Consider the following 13,632-nt stretch of genomic DNA (forward strand, 5'->3'; position numbering starts at 1 on the left):
ACCGGTCCAGCCCGATGACCGGTCTGTTGGTGTGCGCGGTAGGCCTTGCCGGACGCGTGACAGCCCCTCCACGCGACGTCGGCTACGGACAGAAGAAGGCGTCGCATCGTGTCTGAAGACCGAGAACAACCGAAGCCCCGCCCGTACCACGTGGCTATCGTCGGTGCCGGGCCGTCCGGATACTTCGCGGCTGCCGCGCTGCTCAAGGCCGAAGTCGATGTCCGTGTCGACATGCTGGAGATGCTGCCCACCCCGTGGGGTCTGGTGCGTTCCGGTGTCGCGCCGGATCATCCGAAGATCAAGTCGATCAGTGCTCAGTTCGACAAGATCGCCGCCGACGACCGCTTCCGTTTCTTCGGCAATGTGACCGTGGGTGATCAGGTGCAGACCGCCGAACTCGCCGAGCGGTATGACGCGGTGGTGTACGCCGTGGGCGCACAGTCCGACCGTCCGTTGAACATCCCGGGTGAGGATCTGCCCGGCAGCGTGGCCGCCGTCGATTTTGTGGGCTGGTACAACGCTCATCCCCACTTCGAGGCCATGGCGCCGGACCTGTCCGGTGGCCGCGCCATCGTGGTGGGCAACGGCAACGTCGCGCTGGACGTGGCCCGGGTCCTGGTCAGCGACCCCTCGGCCCTGGCGGTCACCGATATCGCCAACCACGCCTTGACCTCGTTGCACGGACGTGGCGTCGAGGAGGTCGTTGTGGTCGGCCGTCGTGGGCCACTGCAAGCCACGTTCACCACCGTCGAACTTCGAGAGCTCGGCGACCTGGAGGGGCTCGCCGACGTCGACGTGGTTCTGGACCCGCAAGACTTCGCCGAGATCACCGACGCCGATCTGGAAGCGGCCAGCAAGACCGTGCGACAGAACATCAAGGTGCTGCGCGGCCTTCTTGACAGGCCCACCACTGCGGGCCATCGGCGCATCGTGTTCCGATTCCGAACCTCTCCCATCGAGATCCGCGGCACCGATCGGGTGGAATCGGTGGTGCTGGGCCGCAACGAACTGGTTTCCGACGGCGGGCGAATCACCGCCAAGGACACCGGAGACCGCGAGGAACTGCCCGCACAATTGGTGGTGCGGGCTGTCGGTTACCGAGGCGTCGCCACACCGGGGCTGCCATTCGACGACAGCAGCGCCACCATTCCCCATGAGGATGGGCGGGTGTCAGGCCGTGCCAACGAGTACGTGGTCGGCTGGATCAAGCGAGGACCTTCCGGGGTGATCGGCAGCAACAAGAAGGACTCCCAGGACACCGTCGACACCCTGCTCGATGATCTGGCCGGGCGCGAATTGATCTCACGGCCAACCGATTACAGCGACCAACTGGTGACGTGGCTGTTGTCGCGCCAGCCGAAGCTGGTCACCGACGACCATTGGCAGCTGATCGACACCCATGAGCGCACGGCCGGCCAGCCGCACGGCCGGCCGCGGGTCAAGCTGACGAGCGTGGAAGAGCTGCTGAAAATTGGGCACGGCTGAGCAGCGAAGCAATCCGGCCCGAACTGAGTCAGTGCCCGTACTCCCCCAGCACCGGTAGCCGCACCACCAACATGCTGTGGGAGATCTTTCGGCCGTTGTTGACAAAGCGGTGGGGATGATCAGCGTCGAGGCTGATCGAATCACCGGTGGCCAGTTCGAACACCTCCTCGCCGATCTGGACGGTCAGGGTGCCCACCTGGACGACGACGACCTCGTATCCCTCGTGGCGCACCAATTCGTCGCCGGTGTGAGCCCCGGGGTCCAGGCGCAGGGCCACCACTTCGAGTCCGTGTTCGCGGCTGCGGTGCACGATCCGGCGGGTGACACCGGGCCCTAGCGTCAGTTCACGCTGATCGACGAGCCTGTTGAGCGACGAGTCCGACCCGGACATGGGGCCGAAGAGGTCGCCGACGGCGATGCCGAGAGCTGACGCCACTGCCACCAGTGAGCCGATCGAGACACCGCTCTTGCCGCGTTCCAGCATCGAGAGCATCGACACGCTCAGACCCGTGCTGGCGGAGACATCCACCAGGGTCAGCCCACTCTCCATCCGCGCGCGACGGATCTTGGCCCCCAACGACTTGGTGGCATTGGCCGAGACAGATTCCACTTCAGCCACGAGCACCCCCCTTCAGTCCTACTGTGATCGACATTGTGCACGGCCCGGCGCCGCCCACGTCGGACGGCCTGCGGCATGTCCGCGTCGAGAGCATCTGCTTGTTCGTTCCAGCCTCACTCAAATCTCTAGGCTGCTGAAGCGTTCCTCAACTCATCCGGCGATTATTGCAGTCATGCTGCAATCAAAGAGTGCCTCGTCCCTGGGACAAGATCGAGCCTGGACGAGGTTGCCGGCGGCATCCATGGCGCGGCGTGCATTCGTCACACCTGCACGGTGGGCCGGCGATTGCCGTGTGCGGCAGCACCTTCCGTGCTCTGCAGACAACCTGAAATGGATTCACGGGTAGCACACCCGGACCGCTGTACTCGCCTCACCACACCTATCTGGCGCTGCGCGACACCCGAGGAACGCCGAGTCACTCCTGGGCGAGGATTCGGCCCTGATTCAGCCCGGCAGTGAACGGGAGTCACTCCTGGGCGAGATCAGGACGGTGGCGCGTATGGCGGCTGCGGCGGTGCCGGCGGAGCAGGAGGCGGCCCTTCCGGCGGGGCGAAGTTCCAGTTGTCCGGGTTCTTCGGTGAGTAGATCACCGTGAACAGCTGGCCCATGGTCGGCCATCGATTCACATCAACGGCCATCCGCTGATAGACCACGTGTTCGTTGACTGTGGGTCCGTTGATCACGCCGGTGATGGTGACGAACTGGTCGCCGTCGACGCCGTCGGGCCTGGGACTCACCCCAGTCACCAACAGCGTTCCTTCCGCGAGCGGTTGCCCGGGTCGCGGCCCCCGTCCCCTCAACCTGGGCACGATCAGCAGGGCCAGCGCCCCGACCAGCAGCAGTATCATCGCCAATTCCCACACACCGCCATGGTAGGACTGCTGCCGTGGATGCCTCGAAGAACGACCTGGCTTTGGCCCTCGAACTCGCCGATCGTGCCGACGTGGTGACGATGGACCGCTACGGCGCACTGGACCTGCACATCGACACCAAACCGGACCTCACCCCGGTCACCGACGCTGACCGCTCGGCCGAAACCACCCTGCGCGAACTGCTGGCCCAATCCCGCCCCGATGACCTGGTGTTCGGCGAGGAGTTCGGGGGCTCGCCGACGCTCACCGGACGGCAATGGGTGCTGGACCCAATCGACGGCACCAAGAACTTTGTACGCCGAGTTCCGGTGTGGTGCACCCTGATTGCGCTTCTCGAGGACGGAGTACCGACCGTCGGAGTGGTGAGCGCGCCCGCACTGGGCCGACGCTGGTGGGCGGCGACGGGACAGGGTGCGCACACGTCGTTCCAGGGTGAGACGCAGCGTATCTCGGTGTCAGGAGTCGCAGACCTCGGCTCGGCAAGCCTGTCGTACTCCGATCTCGTCGGCTGGGGCGAGCGGCGGGCCGATTTCCTCGCGCTGCTCGACGACGTGTGGCGCGTCCGCGCTTACGGCGACTTCTGGTCCTACTGCCTGCTCGCCGAAGGCGCCGTCGACGTCACCGCCGAGCCCGAGGTCAACCTGTGGGATCTGGCGCCGCTGGACATTCTCATCCGCGAGGCGGGCGGCAGCTTCACCAACCTCGCCGGCCGGCCGGGCCCGCACGGCGGTAGTGCAGTCGCCACCAACGGACTACTCCACGACGCCGTCTTGGCACGCCTCAAGAGTGTGAACTAGCTAACAGGGTCGCCGTACCTTACTCTGGAGTAAGATACGGTTCATCGGTCCCCAACTACTTGAGGCTGTTGATATGACCAACACACTTCCGGCCCGGTCCGAATCTGGTGTAGGGCTGCAAAAGCACAAACGCACTGCCACCGATATCGGCCTGGCGCTCATCACACCGCTGGTCGGCCAAGAATTCCTCGACCGCTACCATCTCCGCGATCCGCTCAACCGCGGCCTGCGGCTGGGCGTCAAGACGGCGTTCTCCGCCGCGGGTGCGTCCACCAGGCAGTTCAACCGCATCCAGGGTCTCGGCAAACCGCCCACCCGGCTCAAGTCCAGCGGAGCCAACTACTTCGACCTCACCCCCGATGACGATCAGAAGATGATCGTCGAGACGGTCAACGAGTTCGCCGAAGAGATCTTGCGCCCCGCCGCTCACGATGCCGATGCCGCCGTCACCTACCCCAAGGATCTGGTGGCCAAAGCGGCTGAGCTGGGTGTCACCGCGATCAACATCCCCGAGGATTTCGACGGGATCGCCGCGCACCGGGCCACAGTCACCAACGCCCTGGTGGCCGAGGCGCTGGCCTACGGCGACATGGGACTGGCGCTGCCCATCCTGGCGCCCAGCGGTGTTGCCGCCGCGCTCACCCATTGGGGCAGCGCCGATCAGCAGGCCACCTATCTCAAGGAGTTCGCGGGCGAGAGCGTGCCGCAGGCCTGCCTCGCCATCGCCGAGCCGCGGCCGCTGTTCGATCCCACCGCGTTGAAGACCACCGCGGTGCGCACCCCCAGCGGCTACCGCATCGACGGAGTGAAGTCTTTGGTGCCGGCCGCCCTCGACGCCGAATTATTCATTGTGGCAGCACAATTGAACGGCAAGCCGGCCATGTTCATCGTGGAGGCCGCCACCTCGGGTGTCACAGTCACCCCGGATCCCAGCATGGGTATCCGTGCAGCCGCACTCGGCAAAGTGGAGTTCGATCACGTGAGCGTGCCGCTCAGTGCCCGCCTCGGCGAGGACGAGGCCACCGACGCGGACTATTCCGAGGCCATCGCCCTGTCCCGACTGGGCTGGGCCGCGCTAGCCGTCGGCACGTCGCACGCGGTGCTCGACTATGTGGTGCCCTACGTCAAGGAACGACAGGCCTTCGGCGAACCCATCGCGCGCCGCCAGTCGGTGGCCTTCATGTGCGCCAACATCGCCATCGAACTCGACGGCCTGCGACTGATCACCTGGCGCGGCGCCGCGCGCGCCGAGCAGGGCCTACCGTTCGCCCGCGAGGCCGCACTGGCCAAGAAACTGGGCGCCGACAAGGGCATGCAGATCGGCCTCGACGGCGTGCAGTTGCTCGGCGGCCACGGCTACACCAAGGAACACCCGGTCGAGCGCTGGTACCGCGATCTGCGGGCACTGGGCGTCGCCGAGGGTGTCGTGGTTCTGTAAAGGAGACTTGAACATGGCGATCAATCTGGAAATGCCCAAGAAGTTGCAGGCGGTCATCGAGAAGGGCCACCAGGGCGCAGCCGAGATGCTGCGGCCGATCTCGCGCAAATACGACTTGAAAGAACACGCTTACCCGGTCGAACTGGACACTCTGGCAGACCTTTTCGAAGGGATCTCAGAGGCCAAGACCATCTCGTTCGCCGGAGCGGATGCCTTCCGCGGCACGGACGGTCCCAAAGAGAACGTCAACGGCGCCAACATGTCCGCACTGTTGAACGCTCTTGAGATTGCCTGGGGTGACGTCGCCTTGCTGCTGTCGGTGCCGCGCCAGGGCCTGGGCAACGCCGCCATCTCGTCGGTGGCCACCCCGGAGCAGCTCGAACGGCTCGGGACCGACGTGTGGGCAGCGATGGCAATCACCGAGCCGGGCTTCGGCTCCGACTCCGCCGCAGTGTCCACCACCGCCAAACTCGATGGTGACGAGTACGTCATCAACGGTGAGAAGATCTTCGTCACGGCCGGCTCGCGCGCCACGCACATTGTGGTGTGGGCGACGCTGGACAAGTCACTGGGCCGGGCGGCCATCAAGAGCTTCATCGTGCCGCGGGAGCACCCCGGTGTCATTGTCGAGCGCCTCGAACACAAGCTGGGCATCAAGGCCTCCGACACTGCGGTGATCCGGTTCGACAACGCGCGCATTCCCAAGGACAACCTGCTCGGCAGCCCGGACATCCAGGTGGAGAAGGGTTTTGCCGGGGTCATGGAGACCTTCGACAACACCCGCCCCATTGTCGCAGCCATGGCCGTGGGCGTGGCCCGCGCCGCGTTGGAGGATCTGCGCACCATCCTCACCGAGGCCGGTATCGAGATCTCCTACGACAAACCGGCACACGCCCAGAGCGCTGCCGCCGCGGAGTTCCTGCGCATGGAGGCCGACTGGGAATCCGGTTATCTGCTGACCGTGCGCTCGGCATGGCAGGCGGACAACAAGATCCCCAACTCCAAAGAAGCGTCCATGGGCAAGGCCAAGGCCGCCAGGGTGGCCAGCGACATCACCCTCAAGGCCGTCGAAATGGCCGGCACCGTCGGCTATTCCGAGGAAGCGCTCTTGGAGAAGTGGGCTCGCGACTCGAAGATCCTGGACATCTTCGAGGGCACCCAGCAGATCCAGCAGTTGGTGGTGGCACGCCGTCTGCTCGGGATGACCTCCGCAGAGCTCAAGTAGCGGAAGTCCATCGGGCGTCGACGCCGCTGATGGCCACTGCGAGCACGACGTGACGATGCCTCGCTACGAACCGGTCGGCCGACCCGCCTCGTCCAGCTCTGCTCTGGTCGCGTCATCGACGACGATCCCGGCAACCGCGAGATTCTGCTCGAGGTGCCCGGGTGACGACGTACCAGGAATCAGCAGCACGTTCGGGGCGACACCCAACGTCCAGGACAGCGCGACCTGCGCGGGTGTGCAGTCCAGTTCCGCGGCGGCACGACGGATCACAGCATTGCCCAGCACCGGATTGTCCTGCGCGAAGGCCGATCCCAACGGGAAGAACGGGACAAAGGCGATACCGCGGGCCACACATTCGTCGAGCACCGGTTGGGAACTGCGGTCCACCAGGTTGTACGGATTCTGCACGCAGGCGATCTCGGTGTGTGCTGCCGCATGCACCAGATGCGAGGCCTCGATGTTCGACAGCCCGATGCCGCCGATCAGCCCGTCATCACGGGCAGCGATCATCACCGCCAGCTGGTCGTCGAACAACGCGTCGGGACCGGGGCTCTCAGTCAACCGCAGGTTCACCGCGGCCAGTTGCTCCACTCCGAGACTACGGAGGTTGTCCTCGATGCCGGTGCGCAGCTCCGCCGGATCGTTCACCGGCAGCCACGCGCCTTGGTCGTCACGGCGACCACCGACCTTGCTCACCAGCGCCAGATTCGACGGATACGGGTGCAGCGCTTCGCGAATCAGCGCGTTGGCGACGTCCGGCCCGTAGTACTGAGCGGTGTCGATGTGGTCAACGCCGAGCTCGACGGCCTTGCGCAGCACGGCGATCGCCCCGTCGTGATCGCGCGGGGGGCCGAACACACCAGGCCCCGGCAGTTGCATGGCACCAAAACCGACCCGGTGAACGTCGAATTGCCCCAGGGGAAAGCGATCGCTCATCTCAGAATCCGTTCTCGACGACAACGCGGGTGCGACCGGTGACACCACCACCGACGATGGATCCGAGTACGTCGGGCACGTCCAGCACCGCGACATCCCGGGTGACCCGGTCCAGGTGCAACGGGAACAGCTCGGTTTCGAGCTGTTGCCAGATGGCCCGCCGCGCTTCGATGTCCAGTTGCACGGAGTCGATACCGGCCAGAGTCACCCCGCGAAGGATGAACGGGAGCACGGAGGCAGGCAGATCGGCGGATCCGGCCAGTCCTGAGATTGCCGCGACACCACCGTATTTCAGTGTGCTCAGTGCATATGCCAGTGTCGTCCCGCCAACACAGTCCACCACCGCAGCCCACCGCGCCTTGCCCAGCGGACGCAGCTTCTCCTCAGGCGCGGGCACCCGGTCGATCACCTCCGCTGCGCCCAGGTCACGCAGCAGGTCGTACCCGTCGGGTTTGCCGGTGGAGGCCACCACCTCGTATCCCAACCCCGACAGCAGGTCGACGCTGACGCAGCCCACTCCCCCGGTGGCTCCGGTGACGAGTACCGGGCCGTCGCCCGGGGCAACCCAGTGCGCCCTCAGTGCGTTGACACTCATTGCGGCGGTGAAGCCCGCGGTGCCGATCGCCGCCGCCTGTGCCGCGGTGAGACTGTGCAGCTTCACCACGTAGTCGGCCGGATATCGAGCCAACGCGGAGTACCCGCCGTGGCGGCCCGTGCCGATGTCATAACCGTGTGCCACCACGGTGTCGCCGACAGCGAAGTCCGGTGAACTGCTCGCCGCCACCGTGCCCGCGACATCGATGCCGGGGATCAGTGGATACGACCGGGCAACACCACCTTTCGGCATCACCGCCAGCGCATCCTTGTAGTTCACCCCCGAATACTCCACTGCTATCAGCACCTCACCCTCGGGGAGCGCCGAAACGGGCAGCACCTCGTGCCGCAACACGATGCCGCCTTCGGCGTCCTGGTGGGCGACCAATGCGTCGAACTCATCCAACTGGGTCATGCCCTCGATCATGCACCTCGCGGTGCGCAGGCCCTGAACCGGCACGGTATGACGCCGGCGCCGAGCAGCGCCCCCTGGGTGTGCCTCGACAAGAGTCCTTCCTGCGGCACGCGACGGGGCCTGATTTTCTTGACAGCTGTTGACCGTGGCGCAGAAGTGAAGTTAACGTCACTTTTAGCCGACGTCCGACAGGAGTAACCCGATGGAGTCGTTTACTCACCTTCGCAAAGGCATCACCCCCCGGCGCCTCCACGCCGACCTCGACGGCCTCAAAGACGACGAACTCGGACGCGGCGGCTTCGCCGGCCGCACCGCCCTCATGTACCGCCGCCACGACCCCACCGCCTTTCGGTCAGTCGGCCCATTGCGCCCCATCGATGTGCTGTCCGACGAATTGAAACCCAGCGACGCCACCGACGCCGACGGTGGGCCGATGTTGTTGTTCTCCAATGCCGATTGCCGCATCTACCTGTCACGGCGCAGTGCGCAGATGCCGTACTTCGCCCGTCACGTCGACGGCGACCTGCTGTGCTTCGTACACAACGGAACGGGACGACTGGACACGGAGTTCGGACCGCTGACCTACCGCGCCGGCGACTGGGTGTACCTACCGAAAGCCTGTACGTGGCAGCAGCGTCCGGACTCCGAGACCACACTGCTGATGATCGAGGCCACCGACGAGTTCCGGGTGCCCCCGCCGGGACCACTGGGACGACACTTCCCATTCGATCCATCCCAGGTTGTCATCCCGGAGCCCGCACCCGTCGAAACGGGCGACGGCCCGCAGAAAGACGGAGAGTACCGGGTGCGCCTCATCCACGAGGGTGGCCCGACGACGCTGTTCTACCGGCACAACCCGCTCGACGTCGTGGGCTGGCGTGGCGACAATTTCGCGTTCACGTTCAACATCGAGGACTACAACGTCATCACCTCCGACAGTGTGCACCTCCCCCCGACGGTCCATCTCTTCATGCAGGCCAGCGGCGTCCACGTGATGAACTTCCTGCCCAAACCCGCCGAGGGTGTGCCGGGCACCGAACGCACACCCTGGTACCACCGCAATGTGGACTTCGACGAGATCGCGTTCTTCCACGGCGGCTCGCTGTACGGAACCCCCATGCCACCTGGGCTTCTGAGCCATGCCCCACAAGGTGTGCACCACGGCGCGCCGGAGAAGGCCCGCGAACGTGCCCGCCGCAAGTTCGACGACTTCACGAAGGTGGACTGGAAGGTGATCGCCATCGACACCCGGCGCCGCCTGGTGCCCTCGGCCGAGGTGCTCAGCCACGATCTGGGACAGCACTGAGGTGTCACACAGCTACAACCGGATTCCGTATCTGATTGCCTATCAGAACACTTCGGCAGTGCGCGATGTCTACGGCGGTGTGGCCGAGCTGGTGGTGCTGGAGAGTTATCTGCTCAAGCCCGAGAAGCCGTCGGATACCGTCTTGGTGTTCATGCACCCCATCGGTGGCGGCGCCTACCTGCCGATGATCAACGCCCTGGCCCGCGCCGGACACCATGTCATCTACTGCAACAGCCGGTTTCGGGGCACCGACTCCGCGCTGCTGATGGAGAAGGTGGTCGAAGACCTCGGCGAATGCATCAAGGACGCCAAGAATCGGCTGGGGTACCCCAAGGTGGTGCTGGCCGGCTGGAGCGGCGGCGGCTCACTGTCGGTGTTCTATCAGCAGCAGGCCCGCACGCCGACGGTGACCGCGAGCCCCTCGGGCGACGGCCCGGATCTGACCCAGCTGGGGCTGATCCCCGCCGACGGCATCATGCTGCTGGCGGCGCACATCAGCAGACACGGCACGCTGACCGAATGGCTGGACGCCTCGATCCTCGATGAGTCCGACCCTGGCAACCGCGACCCGGAACTGGATCTCTACAACCCGGACAATCCGAACCAGCCGCCGTACACCGGGGAGTTTCTCGACCGCTACCGCAACGCGCAGATCGCGCGTAATCGTCGCATCACCGCCTGGGTGAAAGCCAAACTGGCAGAACTGAAGGCCCACGGCCGTGACGACGACGAATTCGCGTTCGTCGTGCACGGCACCATGGCAGACCCGCGTTGGCTGGATCCCGCCGTCGACCCCAATGAACGCGAACCGGGCACCTGCTACCTGGGTGACCCCAGCGTGGTGAACATGAGCCCGGTGGGCCTGGCGCGGTTCTGCACCCTGCGCAGCTGGCTGTCGCAGTGGAGTTATGACGACGCCAACGGCGACGCGGTGAAGGCCGGGCCCGATATCGACGTGCCCACCCTGGTGATCGGCAACCTCGCCGACGACGCCTGCACCCCGAGTCACACCCGCCGGCTTTTCGAGGCCATCGGGCATCCGGACAAAGAGATGCACGAGATCCCCGGTGCCAATCACTACTACGCCGGGCCCACCCAGCGTGAGACGCTACGACAGGCAGTCGGCGTGTGTTCTGACTGGCTACACCGACACGGTTTCTCGCAGGAGGTCCAGATGACACGTGCCCACCAGCGAGAAGCGCCAGGCACCAGCGAGGGAGCGGATCGGGCATGAACGCAGGCGCACTGGACGGTATACGCGTTCTGGAGGTCGGCACGCTCATCTCGGGGCCGTTCGCCGGTCGGCTGCTCGGCGACATGGGCGCCGAGGTCATCAAGATCGAGCCGCCCAACGCGCCGGATCCGTTGCGCACCTGGGGGCAGGCCGAGCTCGACGGACACCGATTCTTCTGGGCTGTGCACGCCCGCAACAAGAAGGCCGTCACCCTTGACCTGCGCACCGACGCCGGCCGCGAATTGTTCCTCGAACTCGTCGACTGCAGTGACATCATCGTGGAGAACTTCAGACCCGGCACGCTGGAACGCTGGAATCTCGGCTACGACGTACTGCACGCCCGAAACCGCGGCATCATCCTGGTGCGAGTATCCGGTTATGGACAGACCGGGCCCGACGCCCATCGCGCCGGTTATGCCTCTGTTGCCGAGGCTGCCAGCGGACTACGCCATCTCAACGGCTTTCCCGGCGGCCCGCCACCCCGGCTGGCGCTCTCGTTGGGCGACAGCCTGGCCGGAATGTTCGCCGCCCAGGGTGCACTTGCCGCCCTGTACCGGCGCACCGTCACCGGCGAAGGTCAGGTGGTGGACACCGCTCTCACCGAATCCTGCTTGGCTGTACAGGAATCCACCATTCCCGACTATGACATCGGTGGTGTGGTGCGTGGCCCGTCCGGCACCCGACTAGAGGGCATCGCGCCATCCAACATCTACCGCAGCGCCGACGGCAGCTGGGTGGTGATCGCCGCCAACCAGGACACCGTGTTCCGCCGGTTGTGCGCGGCGATGGGACAACCGGAGCTCGCAGGAGATGACCGCTTCGTCGACCACGGCGCCCGCGGACGCAACCAGGACGAGCTGGACAAGCTGATCGGCGACTGGGCCGCGCAGCGCCAACCGGACGACATCATTTCGATCCTCTCGGAGGCCGGCGTGATCGCCGGTCCCATCAACACCGTGGCCGAGGTGGTAAACGACCCCCAACTGCGGGCCAGAGGAATGCTGGTGGAGCACTGGGATGACCGGGTGCAGCGGACCGTGCTGGGCCCCGGCGTGGTGCCGGTGCTCTCCGAATCTCCCGGCACCGTGCGCTATTCGGGATCCTCGCATCCCGGCCAGCACAATACCGAGATCTATGCAGACCTGTTGGGCCGCTCAGCCGGGGAACTGGATCAGTTGAAGGCCGAGGGCGTGCTGTGACCGCCGATCACGTCACCATCAGGGAGGTCGCATTGCGCGATGGCCTGCAGATCGAGGCGCCCATCCCCTTGACCGCCAAGATCGAACTGCTGGAGGCCATAGTGGCCACCGGTGTCCGCGAAATAGAGGCCACCGCGTTTGTCTCCCCAGCAAGGTGCCTGCGCTGGCCGACGCCCCGGAGCTGGCGGCCGTACTCGCGGATTTTGGTGACGCCGTGGAATTCTCAGCCCTGGTGGCCAGCCCCAACGGCGCCAAACGCGCCATCGCGGCCGGGCTCGGCACCATCGAGTACGTGGTGTCCGCGGCCGATGCACACAGCCGCGCCAACGTCGGCCGCAGCACGGCCGAGGCCAGCGCACACATCCCGGAGATCGTCGCCATCGCCCACGACAACGGAGTCCGCGTCGAGGTCATCGTCGCCACCGCCTGGGACTGTCCGTTCGACGGACCCACCACGCCCGAACGCGTGCTGGGAGTGGTCACCGCGGCGACGGCCGCGGGCGTGGACAGGCTGGCCATAGCCGACACCATCGGCACCGCCACACCACGCCGGGTCGCTGCTCTGATCGACTACCTGCACCCGGTCGTGGGTGCCCTGCCATTGGGCGCCCATTTCCATAACACCCGCGGAGCCGGCCTCGCTTGCGCCTACGCCGCCATCGGTGCCGGAGTCACCCGCCTGGACGCTTCCGTTGGTGGGCTGGGTGGCTGCCCGTTTGCGCCCGGCGCCAGCGGCAACATCGCCACCGAGGATCTGGCATATTTGCTGCGCGACAGCGGGATTCCCACCGATGTCGATCTGCCCGCAGCTATCGCCGCTGCCGCGGTGGCCCAGCGGCTGGTGGGTCATGAGCTGCCCAGCGCCCTGCTGCGCGCCGGCGACCGGATTCTGGCCTGACAGTGCCGGCCGCGCTGACCCCCAAGGGCATACAGACCAAGGCCGCGATTGCCCAGGCTGCTCGGAAACTGTTCGCCGAACGTGGTTTCCATGCCACCACGCTGGCTGACATCACCGCAGCCGCAGGGAAGTCAGCCGCAGCGTTCTACCGGTACTTCGACGACAAGGAAGACCTGCTCGCGACGCTTGCCGAGTCGTTCCTGCAATACGTGGTCCAACCCTCCGATATCGGGCTGCCCCACTCCCCCGACGACAGCGAGTTCTTCACCTCTGCCGTCACCGGCTACTGGAAAATGTTCAAGCAGAACATCGGCATCATGGTGGCCGTCGACCAGCTGGCCGCCGGGCAACCGCGGTTTGCGGACGTGCAGAACGAGTTCCGGCGCTTCGGCATGGACATCGTCCGGGCCACGGTGCTGCAGGCCCAGCAGCAGGGTTACGGCACCGACCTCGACCCCGACCACATCGCCCTGGCCGTCGCGCTGCTGTTCGAACAGTTCACCACGGTGTATCTGCGAGCAGACGCCGCCGCGCTGGGCGTGCGGACCGATGACCGGGACGCCGTCCGCACCCTGGCCACCATCTGGAAGAAGACCCTGTACGGCCATTGAGTT

Annotated in this window: 12 protein-coding genes and 1 pseudogene; 9 read left to right on the plus strand and 4 right to left on the minus strand. The window is 65.8% G+C overall.

Features of this window, described 5'->3' with window-relative positions; translation table 11 throughout:
* The first annotated feature begins 108 nt into the window (after positions 1–108).
* Entirely contained in the window at positions 109–1,485 is a 1,377-nt protein-coding gene (locus tag BVC93_RS01195) for an FAD-dependent oxidoreductase (RefSeq protein WP_083735570.1), read from the plus strand.
* A 28-nt stretch (positions 1,486–1,513) separates the two neighbouring features.
* Here BVC93_RS01195 and BVC93_RS01200 read toward each other — a convergent pair whose 3' ends face one another.
* Together BVC93_RS01200 and BVC93_RS01205 are read right to left on the minus strand one after the other, a co-directional pair.
* Positions 1,514–2,104 (minus strand): helix-turn-helix domain-containing protein, encoded by a 591-nt coding sequence (locus tag BVC93_RS01200; RefSeq protein ID WP_157516722.1) that lies wholly within the window; start codon positions 2,102–2,104, stop codon positions 1,514–1,516.
* Between the two features lie 482 nt (positions 2,105–2,586).
* Positions 2,587–2,967: a hypothetical protein gene (locus BVC93_RS01205; protein WP_157516723.1), complete on the minus strand. Its 381-nt coding sequence runs from the start codon at positions 2,965–2,967 to the stop codon at positions 2,587–2,589.
* 89 nt (positions 2,968–3,056) lie between these two features.
* Between BVC93_RS01205 and BVC93_RS01210 the strand changes: the two genes are divergently transcribed.
* The 3 genes from BVC93_RS01210 (at position 3,057) to BVC93_RS01220 (ending at position 6,436) form a co-directional block, all read left to right on the plus strand.
* On the plus strand, positions 3,057–3,773 hold the full coding sequence (locus BVC93_RS01210) for an inositol monophosphatase family protein (protein ID WP_442929058.1): 717 nt from the start codon (positions 3,057–3,059) through the stop codon (positions 3,771–3,773).
* Between the two features lie 73 nt (positions 3,774–3,846).
* Entirely contained in the window at positions 3,847–5,211 is a 1,365-nt protein-coding gene (locus tag BVC93_RS01215) for an acyl-CoA dehydrogenase family protein (RefSeq protein ID WP_083735573.1), read from the plus strand.
* A 13-nt stretch (positions 5,212–5,224) separates the two neighbouring features.
* Positions 5,225–6,436 (plus strand): acyl-CoA dehydrogenase family protein, encoded by a 1,212-nt coding sequence (locus BVC93_RS01220; protein WP_083735574.1) that lies wholly within the window; start codon positions 5,225–5,227, stop codon positions 6,434–6,436.
* A gap of 63 nt (positions 6,437–6,499) precedes the next feature.
* On the opposite strand, the gene BVC93_RS01225 is transcribed toward BVC93_RS01220, so the two are convergent.
* The gene (locus tag BVC93_RS01225; RefSeq protein ID WP_083735575.1) at positions 6,500–7,372 is read right to left on the minus strand and encodes an oxidoreductase; all 873 of its coding nucleotides are present in this window, start codon (positions 7,370–7,372) and stop codon (positions 6,500–6,502) included.
* Position 7,373: 1 nt separating this feature from the next.
* Positions 7,374–8,381, minus strand: coding sequence for an MDR family oxidoreductase (locus tag BVC93_RS01230; protein WP_083740711.1), 1,008 nt, complete (start codon positions 8,379–8,381; stop codon positions 7,374–7,376).
* A gap of 202 nt (positions 8,382–8,583) precedes the next feature.
* Here BVC93_RS01230 and BVC93_RS01235 point away from each other — a divergent pair, with 202 nt between their 5' ends.
* From BVC93_RS01235 to BVC93_RS01255, 5 genes and pseudogenes are all read left to right on the plus strand, one after another.
* A complete protein-coding gene (locus tag BVC93_RS01235; protein WP_083735576.1) occupies positions 8,584–9,687 on the plus strand; it encodes a homogentisate 1,2-dioxygenase in 1,104 nt (367 codons plus the stop codon).
* 1 nt (position 9,688) lies between these two features.
* Positions 9,689–10,921, plus strand: a complete 1,233-nt coding sequence (locus BVC93_RS01240) for an alpha/beta hydrolase (protein WP_192860152.1) — start codon at positions 9,689–9,691, stop codon at positions 10,919–10,921.
* Complete coding sequence (locus BVC93_RS01245) at positions 10,918–12,120, plus strand: CaiB/BaiF CoA transferase family protein (RefSeq protein ID WP_083735578.1); 1,203 nt, start codon at positions 10,918–10,920, stop codon at positions 12,118–12,120. The genes BVC93_RS01240 and BVC93_RS01245 overlap by 4 nt, the downstream gene beginning before the upstream one ends.
* A pseudogene (locus BVC93_RS01250) lies at positions 12,117–13,018 on the plus strand (hydroxymethylglutaryl-CoA lyase). Before BVC93_RS01245 ends, BVC93_RS01250 begins: the two are co-directional and overlap by 4 nt.
* Positions 13,015–13,629, plus strand: a complete 615-nt coding sequence (locus BVC93_RS01255; RefSeq protein ID WP_442929059.1) for a TetR/AcrR family transcriptional regulator — start codon at positions 13,015–13,017, stop codon at positions 13,627–13,629. The pseudogene BVC93_RS01250 and the gene BVC93_RS01255 overlap by 4 nt, the downstream one beginning before the upstream one ends.
* Positions 13,630–13,632 lie beyond the last annotated feature (3 nt).

Origin of the sequence: Mycobacterium sp. MS1601 (genome assembly GCF_001984215.1) — a bacterium.
GTDB lineage: Bacteria > Actinomycetota > Actinomycetes > Mycobacteriales > Mycobacteriaceae > Mycobacterium.

Coding starts and splice junctions, on each gene's coding strand:
- BVC93_RS01225 (WP_083735575.1), bottom strand. CDS start 7,372: ATGAGCGATCGCTTTCCCCTGGGGCAATTCGACGTTCACCGGGTCGGT.
- BVC93_RS01215 (WP_083735573.1), top strand. CDS start 3,847: ATGACCAACACACTTCCGGCCCGGTCCGAATCTGGTGTAGGGCTGCAA.
- BVC93_RS01220 (WP_083735574.1), top strand. CDS start 5,225: ATGGCGATCAATCTGGAAATGCCCAAGAAGTTGCAGGCGGTCATCGAG.
- BVC93_RS01235 (WP_083735576.1), top strand. CDS start 8,584: ATGGAGTCGTTTACTCACCTTCGCAAAGGCATCACCCCCCGGCGCCTC.
- BVC93_RS01245 (WP_083735578.1), top strand. CDS start 10,918: ATGAACGCAGGCGCACTGGACGGTATACGCGTTCTGGAGGTCGGCACG.
- BVC93_RS01230 (WP_083740711.1), bottom strand. CDS start 8,381: ATGACCCAGTTGGATGAGTTCGACGCATTGGTCGCCCACCAGGACGCC.
- BVC93_RS01210 (WP_442929058.1), top strand. CDS start 3,057: ATGGACCGCTACGGCGCACTGGACCTGCACATCGACACCAAACCGGAC.